This window comes from Pseudomonas sp. FSL W5-0203 (assembly GCF_001896155.1).
Classification (GTDB): Bacteria; Pseudomonadota; Gammaproteobacteria; order Pseudomonadales; family Pseudomonadaceae; genus Aquipseudomonas; species Aquipseudomonas paracarnis.
Window position 1 is genome coordinate 45,403 of sequence record NZ_MPOR01000030.1, and the last position, 15,940, is coordinate 61,342.

Annotated in this window: 10 protein-coding genes and 1 pseudogene; 7 read left to right on the forward strand and 4 right to left on the reverse strand. The window is 57.3% G+C overall.

Translation table 11 applies throughout. From position 1 onward, the window contains the following. Nucleotides 1–110: 110 nt before the first annotated feature. On the reverse strand, nucleotides 111–3,905 hold the full coding sequence (locus tag BOP96_RS22120; RefSeq protein WP_073454035.1) for a YobI family P-loop NTPase: 3,795 nt from the start codon (nucleotides 3,903–3,905) through the stop codon (nucleotides 111–113). Nucleotides 3,906–4,073: 168 nt separating this feature from the next. Here BOP96_RS22120 and BOP96_RS22125 point away from each other — a divergent pair, with 168 nt between their 5' ends. Continuing rightward, on the forward strand, nucleotides 4,074–4,619 hold the full coding sequence (locus BOP96_RS22125) for a hypothetical protein (protein ID WP_238346862.1): 546 nt from the start codon (nucleotides 4,074–4,076) through the stop codon (nucleotides 4,617–4,619). A gap of 281 nt (nucleotides 4,620–4,900) precedes the next feature. On the opposite strand, the gene BOP96_RS22130 is transcribed toward BOP96_RS22125, so the two are convergent. Further along, nucleotides 4,901–5,530, reverse strand: a complete 630-nt coding sequence (locus BOP96_RS22130; RefSeq protein WP_073454037.1) for a LysE family translocator — start codon at nucleotides 5,528–5,530, stop codon at nucleotides 4,901–4,903. A 169-nt stretch (nucleotides 5,531–5,699) separates the two neighbouring features. Between BOP96_RS22130 and BOP96_RS22135 the strand changes: the two genes are divergently transcribed. The 6 genes and pseudogenes from BOP96_RS22135 to BOP96_RS22165 all read left to right on the forward strand — a co-directional run. Then, nucleotides 5,700–6,215 carry a sigma-70 family RNA polymerase sigma factor gene (locus tag BOP96_RS22135; protein ID WP_003190219.1) on the forward strand — a complete coding sequence of 172 codons (516 nt, stop codon included), beginning with the start codon at nucleotides 5,700–5,702 and terminating at the stop codon, nucleotides 6,213–6,215. After that, on the forward strand, nucleotides 6,202–7,152 hold the full coding sequence (locus BOP96_RS22140; RefSeq protein ID WP_073454039.1) for a FecR domain-containing protein: 951 nt from the start codon (nucleotides 6,202–6,204) through the stop codon (nucleotides 7,150–7,152). The genes BOP96_RS22135 and BOP96_RS22140 overlap by 14 nt, the downstream gene beginning before the upstream one ends. 105 nt (nucleotides 7,153–7,257) lie before the next feature. Next, the gene (locus BOP96_RS22145; protein ID WP_073454041.1) at nucleotides 7,258–9,744 is read left to right on the forward strand and encodes a TonB-dependent siderophore receptor; all 2,487 of its coding nucleotides are present in this window, start codon (nucleotides 7,258–7,260) and stop codon (nucleotides 9,742–9,744) included. Nucleotides 9,745–10,258: 514 nt separating this feature from the next. Then, the gene (locus BOP96_RS22155; RefSeq protein WP_003190214.1) at nucleotides 10,259–11,698 is read left to right on the forward strand and encodes an undecaprenyl-phosphate glucose phosphotransferase; all 1,440 of its coding nucleotides are present in this window, start codon (nucleotides 10,259–10,261) and stop codon (nucleotides 11,696–11,698) included. Next, the gene (locus BOP96_RS22160) at nucleotides 11,698–13,158 is read left to right on the forward strand and encodes a mannose-1-phosphate guanylyltransferase/mannose-6-phosphate isomerase (protein ID WP_073454046.1); all 1,461 of its coding nucleotides are present in this window, start codon (nucleotides 11,698–11,700) and stop codon (nucleotides 13,156–13,158) included. Before BOP96_RS22155 ends, BOP96_RS22160 begins: the two co-directional genes overlap by 1 nt. After that, nucleotides 13,158–13,964: pseudogene (locus tag BOP96_RS22165) on the forward strand (glycosyltransferase family 2 protein); the annotation flags it as partial. The gene BOP96_RS22160 and the pseudogene BOP96_RS22165, both read left to right, overlap by 1 nt. A gap of 686 nt (nucleotides 13,965–14,650) precedes the next feature. Here BOP96_RS22165 and BOP96_RS29290 read toward each other — a convergent pair. Together BOP96_RS29290 and BOP96_RS30970 are read right to left on the reverse strand one after the other, a co-directional pair. Further along, nucleotides 14,651–15,504 (reverse strand): IS5 family transposase gene (locus BOP96_RS29290; protein WP_085983057.1). Its coding sequence is split into 2 segments (ribosomal slippage): nucleotides 14,651–15,148 and nucleotides 15,151–15,504, totalling 852 coding nucleotides; the frame shifts between segments, so codons are not numbered across the junction. 220 nt (nucleotides 15,505–15,724) lie between these two features. Continuing rightward, the coding region (locus BOP96_RS30970) for a hypothetical protein (protein ID WP_218189985.1) at nucleotides 15,725–15,940 on the reverse strand (216 nt) is incomplete at its 5' end.

Here is a 15,940-nt window from a genome sequence, read left to right on the forward strand (position 1 = left end):
TCCTCTCGCAGCTAGCTGACCGCTAACCGAGCAGGGGTTATTTACCTACTGTGGAGTGCGCCACCTTTTGGCTTTAGGCAACCCATTCTCGGCAGGTTGAAATCCCCTGCCTAGAGCCTGCCAACTCGCTTGGTATAGACCGTTACATAGTCTTTCTCCGGCTTGATCTTACCTACAAAACCACGATCATTGAGTGCCTGACAAAGACGAACATCAAGCTCCGAATTCGGCAACCGCACAGTTCGTTTATCCCCCAACAACTCAGCATATCCACCGGTGAGCGAAGCCAGTATCGACGAGGTGATAGCCCAATCAACATGCAGTTTGAGAGCCTGATGCAATAGCTCCTGCCTTTCACGTTGCGAAAGAATGGCCTCGCACGCCCGCGACGCAATGATGCTTCTGCAATTCCGGGGCATGACGAAATTCTCGGCATTAGCCCTGGCGCATACCAATGCAAGTTTCCCGACTACAGTAGCTTGGCTAGCCTCTTCTCGCTCAACCAAACCCTCCCACATCTCGGCAATGTCACCAATAGGCACACTGCGTGCGGCGCTGATCAAACCGACAGTCTTCGGATCGAGCTTTCGTAGGACGACGTAGTCACGGGCATCAGCCCAGCACCTGATCAAATACGCCGCCTCTGCGGTTGGATCATTGTTGCCAATTTCTTCCAGAACCTGACCATCGAAGGGCACGAAATGAGCCTGGGCCAGAAACGTCCATCGGTCAGCAGATATGTTCAGCCCTACGAGAGACTCAGGGCCGACAGTGGTACTCCCGAAAATTTCATCCAGCGAGTCATCGTCAAGCTCCGACGCCAGCAAATAGGCTTTCAGGTCATCTGCCTCATCTCTCGCATCATCCCAAAGCCGCTGAGCTTCACAGGCGTTCCTAGCAAGGAATGCTGTGAAGATGTCTCGGATACGATCCTGTTCTTCCTTGTCAATCGATTCAGAAGGAGTCTCTATTGGCCTTACAATCATGCCGATATAGTAGCTCCACGCAGCATTTGGGACGGAGGTCACACGGTCTAGTTCAAGAGCCTTCTCCCAAATGTTATCGGTGAACCCTTCCAAGTCATCCATCAAACATTCGGTGTGCTGGAACAAATTCTCCTGCAATTCTTGATCATCCTCTACTAGGCCGAGAATGTACCTAAGGGACTCAGTGTCTTCCTGAAGCTTACCTTGTTGCTTCATCAGCTCGAAGATGAAGTCTTCAGGAGCAATCTCAATCAATGAATCAATTCCTGCGAGACCCAACGCTCGAAGGCGCTTGCAGGAGACATCTCCCCCCTCGTCCGCAAACGTTTCCAGGATCAATGCCATCATCGGGAGACTCAGTTGCAAGCAGCGCCAGCCAATCAATTGCTCCAGCGTACTCGCACCAACCTCTGCGGAGAGACTATTGAAGCGAACAGGCTCGCGGCGAAGCCACGCCCAGCCATCGATGTTCGAGGCCATGCCTGTGATCAGGTGGTTAACACCTGTGAGACTGGCGATAACTTCAAGCAACGGCTGCCGATGAGCCATAACCTCAAGTTGTTGCTGAGACAACGCGTCCATGATCCCGCACACCAAAGCCTGTCGAGCGTCAGCCTCATTGAATCGCTCAGTGCTCAAGATCACGGCGAACAACTCAGGGGCGAGTGCATGCATAGCGCGAACAAGCGGTAACCTAGCATCCCCTGCAAGGATGATGGATACAGCCTCAGCCAATCGGCCAGCATTCTGGTGGCCGCTTTGCAGGATGACGTCCAGCTTTTGCGTTCTTGTGTCGGACAACTCAGTGAGTGGCGCCGATAGTGAGAGTTGGACAATTAGGTCAGCGATAATGCCTTTGCCATCGCCGAGAGCATCGTGCTCCAATTTGCTTGCCACTCGCTCAGGATTCCGGACTGGCGAGGCGACGTCGAGGGTGGCACGGCGCCTGAGTGCGAGAATAAGATTCTGATCATCGCGAGTCAGCGAGCCTTCATAGAAAAATCCAAGATAATCTGTGTAATCGGTGTCGAGGTAGCCAGCGCGCATTAGGTAAACGACGATCTCCATTCCTGTCAGCCGCTGGTCAATAATTGCCCCATAATCACCACGGGCAGCTTCACGGAAGGAAATTGTCTTGATTTCGGTGAGCTTCCTCTCTGCCGCCCCAATGGCCTCATCCATCGATTTCATGGACTGATGAATCCATGCGAGACGCGTGCGATAGGATGTCTGTGTAAGCGCGTCATTGGGACTAATAATATTTCCAACGGGGTTGTGATTCGCCCACTGTGAATAGAGGACGCCTTTAAGTTGCTCAGCCTCACAGATTTTAGTGAAGATGTCGTCCTGTAGGAATTCCTTGAGGCTTACCCGCTCAGAACCGTTTACTAAAACGTAATTTGCACCGTCTATTCCGCTCGCCCTCAACACCTCGAACCAGACACTTAACCTAAGATCGATTACGCGCTCTTCACCGTGTTCCTCACGCCGGGACTTTTCTTCGATTAATCGTTCGAGCTCAACGAGTGCCTGCGATGGTTGGTTAGCCCAAGCAGACAACCCCGTGAGCAAGCTGTACACCTTCCCCCTCCGCTTAACCAGCTCTGCAAATTCTTCCGGATAGAGGTTCCTGAGCACCACGATGGCAAACAACTTGTTTTGATCCAGCTTTAGGCCACCTTGGGACAGCAGGCTTGCAAAAATGTCGTACTCATTGACGATGTTCTTTATCAGCCGCATCTCATCTATGTAATAGCAGACTGTCTCCACGAGAATTGGGTCAAGATCAGAACCCAGCTTTTTGCCATCAACAGCCCGAGTCATCATGAGCTCTTGAAGCTTCTCCCTAGAGTTTTCAGAATTGACGACAGGAATCACCGGGATAATCAGATCAAAAAATTTCGTCTTGTCGGTGACGGTAAACAGCTCGTCACGAATAGCGTAAATGAAATGAACAGGTCGAGTTATTTGGGGCGAGTGCCGGATAGTGAAGTTGATCTCGCGCAAGCGAAAAAATATTTCCTGAGTTCCAAAACGATCCAGATCCTCAATCACCACGACGCGGACATTGCTTCGTTCAAAGCAATAGATAATTTCATCTACGTTCTTGTGGAGTACGGATCCGTGATTCACGGCCTCGAGCTTTCCACCCTTTAAGGTTAAGCCGTCGATACTGAACATAGATAGAAATTTGAGTCCCGAATAGAGAAGATAGAAACCACCCAGCCCTGTTACCGAGACTGCCAACCAACCCGGGATCATTAACAGTCTCGTCAGCAACCAAGCAGGATCTAACGCAGGTATCTCCTTCAATGTAGGGACATAAAGCCGTAGGCACGCGATGAGCATTACCCCCCAAAAAATCGTGCGCCAAGCGATGCTACGCCCTGATGTCTGGACAATTCGCTTGAGCCTGGTTTTGGGCACGCGTGCAGTTGGCACGGCGTAAAGGAGCTGCTGGACAATGGTTTCCTCAATTCTTGCGATCAAATCGCTTGAGGTACTACTCTCGCCGGAATCCTGTGCTGACTGGGAACTTCTGGCTGAGGTCTCAGAGAGTTCAGCGTCCGAAACCGGCAACGGTGGAGGTGCATCCTTGCTGAAGGTCGCTAGTGAAACATAAGCCGTTTGAAATTCTGGATGTCGCTCAAAAAAGGTCTTGAGGACACTGCTCTTACCTGCTCCATATCCACCGGTAAGTGCGATGTTCAGAACCTCATCCTTTTCAAGTGCGCCGAGCAATTCGCGCTCGTAGCGATCAAAGTGGTCACTATCGATGAGGACTGGTGTGAGTGGCTCAAAAGAACCTGGCGACGAAGGCCCGGAGCACAGAGACTGGAAGATGCGGATCCCTTCTTTAGCAGCAACCAAAAAAGCGGCATATTTTAGTTTGATACTGGCTGACAGTCCCTGTGACATAGGCAATCCTGGCTTTAGACACCCATACCTTCAGGCTTGAGTATCTGCAAAGTAATTGAGCACCAGCTAGGCCAGCGCCATCTTCTATAGCGGCTATATGCCATAATTACTAGGCTATGAGCCAGCAATGCTTTAGACGCCTAGATATTCAGCATTCTCGCGACCCCAATGGACATTTGTTCGCCCAGCTTTGCTCAAGAACGACATCAAATCCACGGCGCTCATAGGTCAGCCGAAAGGAAACAGCCTCAGTTCGACTTTGACCTCAAACGCGTCTCGCATCAGCACTACATAACAAGGAAAGCCGCCATCAATTTCCCTCATCCCGAAAGCACCACAGGTGGGTGGCATTTCCTTTCCTATTTTGATCGGGAATCCGGCGTAGCCAAGGTGTCATTGGCAGGCATTCATTATCTTGAGACCACCGACTATTTTGGCGACCTTGGCATCACAGACGTGACCGATGAGCTCACAAAACGTGCATGGTCTGCTGAAGGGCGGCGCTTGTACATCGCCGATCACCAGAGGGCCGCTGCGGACATGATAGTGAAGTTGGTGCTGAGCGATTCAAAGCAATGTAACGTCGAAATAGCTGACTGGTTTACCTCGCCTGGAGACAGACAAAAGCTACTCAGGTTTTTAGAGTTGGCTAAGCCAAAACTTCTTGCTGAAATGAATCTGGGGAAAATGGAAGCTTGGCTCAGCTCGCAGTAACCTCACCAAAGCAGTTAGTGCAGGAACCCCAGGTGGGGTAAGAGCGTTGCTTACTCTGCCGCTTTTGCAAAATGAGCCGCCGTCAGGGCGGAACCCAGCCGTTACCGCAGGAATGGATATGCTCTCGGTATAACTGCGTCGCCTGTTAGGCCGCCTTCGCGAGCAAGCCCGCTCCCACAGTTGGATTGCGGGGTGTCTGGTAGATGAGCATCGGCTGTCGGGCCGTCACGGGAGCAAGCTCCCTCGCCACGAAGAAACTCGTTTGGCTTCCCGCCTGTCATTCAGGCAGGACGCGACATCACCGCCAAGCGCACGGCCAACGCCGTCAGCACCGCTGCCAAGCCCCACTTCTGCAGCCAGGCGCTTTTGGTGCGCTTGGCGAAAAAGCGGCTGAGCGCCCCGCCAAACAGGCCTAATAGCATGTGAAACACGCTCGCGATCAACGTCAGAACGCCGCCCAGCACCATCAGTTGCAAGGCGATGGGCCCCGCCTCGGGCCGCACAAACTGCGGCAGGAACACCATGAAAAACAACAACGCCTTGGGGTTGAGCAAACTGTTGAACATAGCCTGCAAAAACACCCGGCCCAACGCCACGCGGCCGACGTGAGCGGCGCCCAGGCTGGGGCGTTTTTGCAAGGTTTTGAAGACCAGCCACAGCAGGTAGATCACGCCCGCATAACGGATCAGGTCGAATGCCGGCGGCCAACTGGCGACCACCGCCGTCACCCCCATGGCGGTCAATGCCGTCAGCAGCAGGTCGGCCACGCCGATGCCCAGGGCCGAGGCAACACCGCCGCGCCAGCCATGGGTGACACCCTGGCTGATGACAAACGCCATGTTCGGCCCCGGTGACAGCAGCAACAGCAACACAGCGCCGGAAAAAACGCCGAGTGTGACAAGGCTGATCATGCTTGAACCGTCCACCTGCAAAAACTGCAGATTAATCGATGCTTCCAGCCCCTACAAAAAATTGTGCTGGATACATTGCTCACGCAGCGAACCCAGTGATTGCTGAATGCCACGACCAACGTCTAGAATGCGAAACATTATCAATTAAGCCTGCTGCGCCAGGATGACCATGTCGAGCGATCACCCACTGGACCCTGCTGCCATCGGCCAGCTTTACCAAGCCCACCACTCCTGGCTGCGGGGCTGGTTGAGCCGGCGCACGGGTTGCCATGAGCGCGCCGCTGACCTCGCGCAGGACACCTTCGTGCGCCTGCTCAACGCGCGTCAGCAACAGACTTTGCAGCAGCCGCGCGCTTATCTGAGCAGCATCGCACGCAGCTTGATGATCGACCAATACCGGCGCCGCGAGCTGGAACGCGCCTACCTGGAAAGCCTGGCGCACTTTGCGCAAATGGAGGTGCCGAGCGAAGAAACACGGCGGCTGATCCTCGACAGCCTGGAACGCATTGACCGTCTGCTCGACCAGCTCAAGCCGAGGGTACGCGAGGCGTTCCTGTTGGCCCAATTGGACGGCCTGACCTGCCCGCAGATCGCCTTGCGCCTGGGCGTGTCCAAGGCCACGGTGGAACGCGACCTGTCCAAGGCGCTGCACGCCTGTTACCGGTTGCGCTATGCCGACTCCTGACTCGCGCCTGGTCGACCAGGCCATCCAGTGGATGATCAAGTTGCGCTATAACACCGCCGACGACGCCAGCACCGCGGCCTTTGAACAGTGGCTGCACACCAGCGACGCGCATCAACAGGCCTGGCATCGGGTCGCCACCCTGAATGACGATTTCAACCACTTGCCAGCGCATGTCAGTCGCCATGCACTCGACGGCGCACGCCAGCACATCAGCCGTCGTGAAAGCCTGAAACTGCTCGGGCTGTTTGCCGGCGCCGCAGGTTTAGCCTGGCTTGGCCGCGACTACACGCCCCTGCCCGCCTTAATGGCGGACTACCGCACCGCCACTGGCGAGCGGCGCTGGGTAGCATTGGAGGATGGCAGCAAAGTCCAGCTCAACAGCGCCAGCGCCGTCGACATTACTCCTGGCGCCGAACAACGGCTGGTGAACCTGCGCCAGGGTGAAATTTTGATCAATACCGGGGCCGACCACCGTGCGCTATGGGTGCATACCCGCGATGGTTACCTGCGCGCCCTCGGTACGCGCTTGCTGGTGCGCGAAGAACCCCAAGGCACCTTCCTGGCCGTGCAACAGGGTGCAGTGGCGGTGTTTACCGACCGCTATGACGGCGCCGCACGCCAAGTGATCAAGCCGGGCGAACAGGTGATGTTCAATCGTAGCGGCATTCGCCCGTCCCCCAACAACGGCCTGGACCCTTGGGCCTGGAGTGACGGCGTGATCAGCGCCCACAATATGCGCCTGGAGGACTTCCTGGCCGAGCTGGGTCGCTATCGCAATGGGTTGCTGCGTTGCAGCGAAGCCGTGGCGGGGCTGCGGGTGTCGGGCACTTACCAACTGGACGACACCGACCAGGTGCTCAAGTTGGTGGCGCAATCGCTGGCAATCGATGTGACCTACCGTAGCCGTTACTGGGTGACCGTCTCCGCGCGCGCGTGACCGGCCAAAAATAAATGAGGTGAATTCTCATTGCCATTCGACCTGTAAGGAAAGGCCGATCAACAGGCCCGTGTTGTCCACTTCCTTCAGGAGCATCCCGCGGTCATGCAAGCGTTCCCCTCCCTGCGTTCACCTCTCAGGCACGCCATCAAGGCGACCCTCCTCGGCGCCTGCCTGGCGGCCACTGCCCTTCCGTATACCGCCGGTGCCCAGCCAACCGGCGGCGAACGCCAGACGCGCACCTGGAATATCGCCCCCGGCCCACTGGCCGGCGCCCTCGATCAATTTGCACGGCAGGCCGGTATCAGCGTGTCGTATGACGCAGGCAGCGTAGCCGGCAAAAGCAGTGATGGGCTGAGCGGTACCCTGGAGCCACAACAGGCCCTGAGCCGACTGCTTCAAGGCCAGGGCTTGCAGGCTCAGAGCCAGGGCCCGAACGCTTGGTTACTGTTACCTCAACAGGCCGACAGCTCGACCCTGAACCTGGGCGCCACCACCATTAACGGCGAGCGCCTGGGCGCCACCACCGAAGGCAGCGGCTCCTACACCACCGGCGCGGTGACCATCGGCAAGGGCGAACACAGCCTGCGACGCACGCCGCAATCGGTGAGTGTGATGACACGCAAGCTGATGGATGACCAGAACATCACCACCATCGACCAATTGCTGGAGCGCACCCCAGGGATCACCAGCTACGAATCGCCCATGGGCGGCAAGTATTTTTACTCCCGGGGCTTCAAGATGCTCGGCCAGTACCAGTTCGATGGTGTACCACTGGACATCGGCAAGGACTACATACAAGCCGACAGTTTCAGCGCGAACATGGCGATTTATGACCGTGTGGAAGTGCTTAAAGGCGCTGCCGGAATGCTCAAGGGCGCCGGCACTGCCAGTGGTGCGGTGAACTTCGTGCGCAAGCGGCCCCAGGACAAGCCCACCACCAGCCTTGGCCTGTCGGCGGGCACCTGGGATAACTATCACGCCGAATTCGACACCGGCGGCCCGTTGAACGACAGCGGCACGGTGCGTGGCCGCACGGCGGTTAGCCAACAGAATCGTGGCTCGTACATGGACCTTGCCAAGCGTCAGGACCAGGCGTTTTACGCGGCCCTGGACATGGATGTCCGCCCTGACACTACCCTGGGCTTCGGAGCCAGCTATGAGGATGTCGACTCCACGCCGTGCTGGAGCGGCCTGCCGCGTTATCGCGACGGCAAAAGCCTCGGCCTGAGCCGCTCCACCTGCCTTGGCCAGGCCTGGAACGATTGGCAAAGCCAGCGCACCACGCTGTTCGCCGATCTGATCCATCACTTCAACGACGACTGGAAGCTCAAAGTCAGCGCCGTGCATAGCCGCAACCTGCAAGACATCAAATACGCCGCCAGCGAGAGCACCGTGGACTATGGCAACCCGGCCCCCACGCTCACCAGCTACGCAGCCTTGCTGGACTACGATCACAAAGACTACGGCCTGGACGCCTACATCGACGGTCAATTTGAAGCCTTTGGCCTGCAACATGAGTTGATCCTCGGCGCCAATGGCAGCCGTGGCACTCAGGACGATGTCTATGCGATCCGCAACCTGCCCCAGCGCCAAAGCGTCTTCAACCCCAACCACCACTTCCCGGAACCTGCCGACGACACCTTCTGGCCCAACATGTACCGTGGCGGCACGGTCAAGGAAACCGCCACTCAATACGGTGCCTACGCCACCTTGCGCCTGCGTCTGGCCGAACCTTTGATGCTGGTTCTGGGCAGTCGCGTCAGTTGGTATGAAAACCGCCGTGAGTCCCTGAACCTGGCCTGGGGCGAGTGGGCCGACCAGGATGCACGCACCAAGGAAACCGGGGTGGTCACGCCGTTTGCCGCGCTGATCTACGACCTCAATGACAACCTTTCGGTGTACGCCAGCTACGCCGATATCTTCCAGCCACAAAGCTCCTACGCTACGGTCAGCGGTTCGGCCCTCAAGCCGAAAATGGGTGAGAACTATGAGTTGGGCATCAAGGGCGAATGGTTTGACGGGCGCCTGAACAGCTCCCTGGCGCTGTTTCGCGCCATCGAAAAAAACGCCGCCCAAACCGATTTCGAGACCCGCTGCGGCAGCTCCTCCGACGGCTACTGCTACACCGACACGGGCAAAGTGCGCGCTCAAGGGGTCGAGGCCGAGCTGAGCGGCGAATTGCTTGAACGCCTGCAGGTGTTCGGCGGCTATACCTACACGCAAACCAAGAACCTGAAAAACATCGACAGTGCCGCCGAAGGCGCGGTGTCCAACACCTACGTACCGCGGCATATGCTGCGTTTGTGGGGCGACTACCAGTTGGACGGTGCGCTGTCGAAATGGACAGTCGGCGCAGGCGTCAACGCCCAAAGCAGTAACTACCGCCTGCAAACCATCAAACTGGAGCAGGCCGGGTATGCGTTGTGGAGTGCGCGCATTGCGTATCAGGTGGACGACACCTGGACTGTGGCGCTCAACGGCAACAACCTGTTCGATAAAAACTACTACCAGACCGTTGGTACAGCAGGCTGGGGTAACCTCTACGGGGAGCCGCGTAACCTCACGCTGAGCCTCAAAGGCAACTTCTAAGCACTGCATACCCCTCCTGTAGGAGCGAGCTTGCTCGCGAAAAACTCACAGACGCCGCGTTTATTCAGGAAGCACGCGTTATCGTTGACGTCTTTCGCGAGCAAGAACCAGGCGTCCTCGCTCCTACAAAAAAGCCTTGTCCCGCCCCCTCCTTCCCGCCGGCAAAAGCTTTTCGTCGCTGGCAGGCAAATCCCCAGGTTTGTTCCTACACTCCAAAAAGCCATCATCGATTCTCGATTATTCTGAAATACCCGCCATACACGTCAACAAACCGTCATATCATGGAGGCATTGAGAGGGGCACCGAAGAAAACGGACGAAAAGCCAAATCATTGACACAAATCCTCAATGAAGCCACTATTTAGCCATCACCCAGTAAATGCCTGCGTCTAGACAGCCATTACGGTTTACCCAGCAACAGAAGTCGTTCGATTTGCACCACTTGTAATGCATACCTGCCTTATGGATGAGCAAACGAATAGGAACGTTCTGGTGGTGTATTGAGGATCTGATGTATGCGCGGTAAATCGTCGGTTGATAGCCTGTTTTTGACTCGCACCGGTTTCGTTGAGTTTTTTGTCGTTTTCGTAAAACTGATCCATGGGCTGACCGCAATCTCGCCGGCGATCATCCTGTTGTTCTACCCGGACCCTGTCGCAGAACACATGCGCACTCACTACCTGGGCCTGCTGGCGTTCTTTGCGATCCTGACCATTATCTTGTTCCAGGCCCTGGGGGTTTACTCCGATGACCTGTTCAGCAATCGCCTGCGTTTTCGCGTGATGCTGGTGGCCTGGGTCTCGGCGTTTTGCATCCTGTTGTTCATGTACCAGATCCTGCTCCTGTTCCCGCAGTTGAGCCCACGCAACCTGGTGTTCTGGTTTTCCGCGAGCCTGCTGCTGTTTGGCGTGGAGCGGATCCTGATGCTGCGCCTGTACCGCCATTTGATGGACAACGGCAAATTCCTCCAGCGCACCGTGATCCTGGGCTTTACCGACACGGCCGTGCATGTGGCTGAACACCTGTCGCGCAACAGTGACATCCGCTCCGGCCTGATCGGTTTTATCGACGACCGTACCGAGCGCATTCCCAAGGAGTTGAGCCGCCTGCCCTTGCTGGGCAATACCCGCGACCTGGAAAAGCTGATCCGCTCCGAACAGGTCAACCAGGTGATGATCACCCTGCCCTGGGCCGCCGAGCAGCGCATCAATGGGCTGGTCAAGCGCCTGCGGCAGATGTCGGTGAACGTCATGCTGGTGCCGGACATGGCCGCCCTGCGCTACGGCCATAACCGAATCACCGATGTGGGCGGCATCCTGATGTTCAACACCTCGCAGTTGCCGTTGCGAGGCTGGTCGCCCTTTATCAAGCGTTGCGAAGACCTGCTGCTGGCCAGCATCGGCCTGCTGCTGCTGTCGCCGGTGATGCTGGTGACCGCCATCGCGATCAGACTCGATTCCAAGGGCCCGGTGCTGTTTCGCCAGAAGCGCTATGGCTACAACGACAACCTGATCCGCGTGTTCAAGTTCCGCTCGATGTACGTCGAGCAGACCGACCTCAACGCCGAGCACCAGACCACGCGCCAGGACCCGCGCATTACCCGGGTCGGCAGGATCATCCGCAAGACCAGCATCGATGAGCTGCCCCAGCTGTTCAACGTACTGCTGGGCAATATGTCGATGGTCGGCCCGCGCCCCCACGCCACGGCCACCAAGGCGGCCGGGATTCCTTTCGAGGAAGCGGTCAGCGAATACAGCTCACGCCATCGGGTCAAGCCTGGCATCACCGGCTGGGCGCAGATCAATGGTTACCGCGGCGAGACCGATACGCTGTTCAAGATTCAGAAACGGGTCGAATACGACCTGGAATACATCGCCAAATGGTCCGTGTGGCTGGACCTCTACATCGTTTTCATGACGGTCCCGGCCGTTCTTTCCACCAAGGAAGTCTATTGATGAACCCACTTAACGGATTGATTCCCTGCATCATCTCCGGTGGTTCGGGTACGCGGCTGTGGCCGGTTTCGCGGCAGAACATGCCCAAGCCCTTCATGCGCATGCGCGACGACCAGAGCCTGTTGCAGAAGACCTTCCTGCGGGCCAGTCACTTGCCGGGCGTCGACAGCATCCTGACCGTGACCAACCGCGACCTGCTGTTTCGCACCCTGGACGACTACCGCGCGGTGAACACCCAGCGCCTGGGCCTCGACCTGCTGCTGGAGCCGTTTGGCCGCAACACCGCCGCCGCCATCGCCGTGGCCGCCTTGCATGTGCAGGAGCATTTTGGCGCAGATGCGCAGTTGCTGGTGATGCCGGCCGATCATCTGGTCCTCGATGAAGGCGCCTTTGCCCAGGCGGTGGAAAAAGCCCGCGCATTGGCCGAGGCCGGTTACCTGGTGACCTTTGGCATCCAGCCTGACCGAGCAGAAACCGGCTTTGGCTATATCGAACAAGGGCCGGCCCTGGGCGCGGGCTTCAGGGTGCAGCGCTTTGTCGAAAAGCCCGACCTGGCCACCGCCCAAGGCTACCTGGACGGCGGCAAGCACCTGTGGAATGCCGGCATGTTCTGCTTCAAGGCCGCCACCCTGCTGGAAGAATTGGCCAGCCACGCACCGGCAGTTTTAGAGGCGGCCAACGCTGCGCTGGAGCACAGCCAGAGTCTGCAAAACAGCAGCAGTCGCCAGCGCGAGCTGAGCCCGGAAGGTTTCGGCACCGCGCCGGATATCTCCATCGATGTAGCGCTGATGGAAAAATCCGCCCAAGTCGCGGTCGTGCCCTGCGACATTGGCTGGAGCGATATCGGCTCCTGGGAAGCCCTGCGCCAACTCACGCCCAGTGACGACAATGGCAACCAGATCAACGGCGAGGCGATCCTGCACGACGTGCATAACTGCTACATCGACTCGCCCAAGCGGGTACTCGGTGCGGTGGGCGTGCGTGACCTGATCATCGTCGACACCCCCGACGCCCTGCTGATCGCCGACGCGCATCGCAGCCAGGACGTGCGGCATATCGTTGCCGAACTCAAGCGCCAGAATCACCCGGCGTTCAGCCTGCATCGCACCGTCACCCGGCCGTGGGGCACCTACACGGTGCTGGAGGAAAGCACGCGGTTCAAAATCAAGCGCATCGTGGTCAAGCCCAAAGGTTCGCTGTCCCTGCAAATGCACCATCACCGCAGCGAACATTGGGTGGTGGTCAGCGGCGCGGCAATGATCACCAATGGCGAGCGCGAAATCCTGCTCAACATGAACGAGTCCACCTACATTCCCGCCGGGCACAAGCACCGCCTGACCAACCCCGGCATCATCGACCTGGTGATGATCGAGGTGCAGAGCGGTGAGTACCTGGGTGAAGACGACATCGTGCGTTATGACGACATCTACGGCCGCGCGCCGGTTGAAGTGAAGCCCTGATGCGTACGTCATTGATCATCCCCACCCGCAACGCGGCCAGCCACCTGGACCGCCTGTTGCCAGCGCTGCGCATGCAGACGTTGCAGCCGGATGAAATGCTGGTGGTCGACAGCGCATCGAGCGATGACACCGTGGCGCGCTTTCGTGAATTCGGCGCGCGCGTGGAGGTGATTGACGCCCGTGATTTCAACCACGGCGGTACCCGGCGCTGGGCCAGCGAGCAGGTGGGCGGCGACGCTTTGATCGTGATGACCCAGGACGCGATCCCCGCCACCGCCGAGACCTTCGCCAACCTGATCAACGAGCTGCAACTGGACCCGCTCAACGGCGTGGCCTACGGCCGGCAACTCCCGCACCCCGGTGCCGGCGTGCTCGGCGCGCAGTCGCGGCATTTCAATTACCCGGCGGCCAGCCGCACCAAGCGCCTGGACGATGCAGCGCAACTGGGCATCAAGACCTGCTTCAGCTCCGACTCGTTTTCGGTGTACCGACGCAGCGCCCTGAGCGCGGTGGGCGGTTTCCCCCAGGATGTGATTGGCAGTGAAGACGCCTATGTGGCCGCGCGCATGCTGCTGGCCGGTTACCAGGTGCGCTATGCCGCGAGTGCGCAGGTTTATCACTCCCATGATTACCGCTTGCTGGAAGAGTTTCGCCGCTACTTCGATATCGGTGTGTTCTACGGCCGCGAACCGTGGATTCGCCAGGCGTTTGGCGACGCCGGCGGCGAAGGCAAACGTTATGTGCTGGCCGAACTGCACGCATTGCGCGAGGCCAACGCGCTGTATCGCGCCCCCGAAGTGGTGGTGCCGGGGGGATTAAATATTTGTATCTAAGTTACTGTTTTAAAATGCATTTTTGTTTGTATTCTGCGTAAGTGCCCCCATAAGTGCCCCCGCGCACATATTTTCGATGAACGGCTATTTGAGGAGTTGAACTGGCGTCCTGAATTATCGTTCTGCGACAAGGCGGAGCTAGCCAGTCACCGGCGGGCATTAGATGGTGTCGGTCGTGCACAGCATGGTATCGGTTATCTGGCGACCAGGGTTTGATCCTAGCCCAGGCCGGGGCGCTGGGTAGCTCGGGCCACGCAATTGGGTTTTTTCCGCGGTCGCGCACCATGGGCTCATCTAGGACGTCTGAGCTGAGGTGCGGTATGAAACACTCGATGGTTACCTGTCAAAACTGTGGCAAAGCGATGGTTCCGAGAGCGACATATAGCCGTGGCTTCTGGGGCTATTCGCCTTCGTCGAATCACTGTCCCTTTTGCCTGAGTGAGAATTGGCATGGCGGAAATCCGGGGTTAGGGACTCGGCTATTTGCGTTAATTGGCCTGGCTCTAGGTGTTCTGGCCTGTGTGTTGATGGGAGCGTTTCTGTTCAAAGTGCAGTGGTGGCTGGGCGTTGAAGGACAATGGCCTCTATTGAGCCTAACCACATGCGCAGTGTCAGTTATCGCGGGGTATCGATTTTACAACTGGTTTGTAGATTTCTGACTAGGCTTTGTACGAAAAGTATTGCCGCATGCAACGTAGGCTGCAGGCCAAGGTGACCATGGCTGCAAAGCTCTTGGCCAGCTTGTCATAGCGAGTGCCGATCCTGCGATTTTCTTTCAGCCAGCCAAACATCCGCTCAATGATGTTCCGTTGCCGGTATTTGGGCCGGTCAAACAGTCGGGGCAAGCCAGGTCGAGGTTTGCGCGGCATAGCGCGCAATGGGATTACCGGCTGCATTCGGTAACGGTCGCAGTACTGGCGCAGGTGCTCGGCATCGTATCCCTTGTCAGCCAGCAACCACCGGCTACGTTTACGCGGTCGTCCTGGCTTGCCAGCAATTCTTACAGCATCCAGCAGCGGCTGAGCGTGGGAGACATCACTGGCTTGTCCTGGTGAAAGCCTGAAATGCAATGGCACGCCATTGGCATCGCACACCATGTGAATCTTGGTGGTCAGACCGCCTCGACTGCGCCCGAAGGCATGGTCTAACGGTTCTTCAGGCCCCCCTTTTTCCCGGCGCCTGAAGAGGCTCGGGTTGCTCGTACTGCGGTGGAGTCGATCATCCAGGTGTCCAAGTCGATCAGTCCTTCCCGGTTCAGCCGAATATGCAGACGCTCCAGTACTCGCTCGAATGTGCCGTCGTCGCGCCAGTCACGAAAACGCTGATACACCGTTGACCAAGGCCCAAAGCGTTCAGGCAGGTCGCGCCAGGGAGCGCCCGAGCACAGGATCCACAGAATTCCGTGGAGAACCTGACGATCATCGTTGCGAGGACGGCCCATTTTCTGTTCTGGAGAAACCAAATCCTTGATCAGCTCCCATGACGCATCAGAAAGTTCGTAACGCCTTGCCATACGGGCCTCCAACCGGTCATGGCGGCAATTTTAGCCACAACGACTTTTCGTACAAAACCTAATTCGCACTGGCAGGGGGACTTCAACCGAAGTCACCAGTGTCAGATAATGGTTGCAGCTGAGAACCATGGCTTAGCGTACAAACATCTCAGTGCTCTGTGATTTCCCTTTATTTCGCATGACCCGTTAGTCACGCCTTATGGCATAATGCCATTATTGCTCATGGAGACTCATCTTGCGCTCGAACCTGCCTGTCACAACCGTTGAACAAATATTTCCAGTCCAGCAGCGATTGATCTCTGCTACGGATACGAATGGGAATATTTCCTATGTGAATGACGAGTTTATGAGGGCGGCGGCAAAAACTGAGTGCAACACCTGACCTTTCCGGTACGGTGCTGCCCCTATGTCTTATACCGAACTCAGCGTTGAAGAG

Excerpts from the sequence above, each read along its gene's own strand:
- BOP96_RS22155 (WP_003190214.1), top strand. The coding sequence starts at position 10,259 with ATGCGCGGTAAATCGTCGGTTGATAGCCTGTTTTTGACTCGCACCGGT.
- BOP96_RS22125 (WP_238346862.1), top strand. The coding sequence starts at position 4,074 with ATGGACATTTGTTCGCCCAGCTTTGCTCAAGAACGACATCAAATCCAC.
- BOP96_RS22120 (WP_073454035.1), bottom strand. The coding sequence starts at position 3,905 with ATGTCACAGGGACTGTCAGCCAGTATCAAACTAAAATATGCCGCTTTT.
- BOP96_RS22160 (WP_073454046.1), top strand. The coding sequence starts at position 11,698 with ATGAACCCACTTAACGGATTGATTCCCTGCATCATCTCCGGTGGTTCG.
- BOP96_RS22130 (WP_073454037.1), bottom strand. The coding sequence starts at position 5,530 with ATGATCAGCCTTGTCACACTCGGCGTTTTTTCCGGCGCTGTGTTGCTG.
- BOP96_RS22140 (WP_073454039.1), top strand. The coding sequence starts at position 6,202 with ATGCCGACTCCTGACTCGCGCCTGGTCGACCAGGCCATCCAGTGGATG.
- BOP96_RS22145 (WP_073454041.1), top strand. The coding sequence starts at position 7,258 with ATGCAAGCGTTCCCCTCCCTGCGTTCACCTCTCAGGCACGCCATCAAG.
- BOP96_RS22135 (WP_003190219.1), top strand. The coding sequence starts at position 5,700 with ATGTCGAGCGATCACCCACTGGACCCTGCTGCCATCGGCCAGCTTTAC.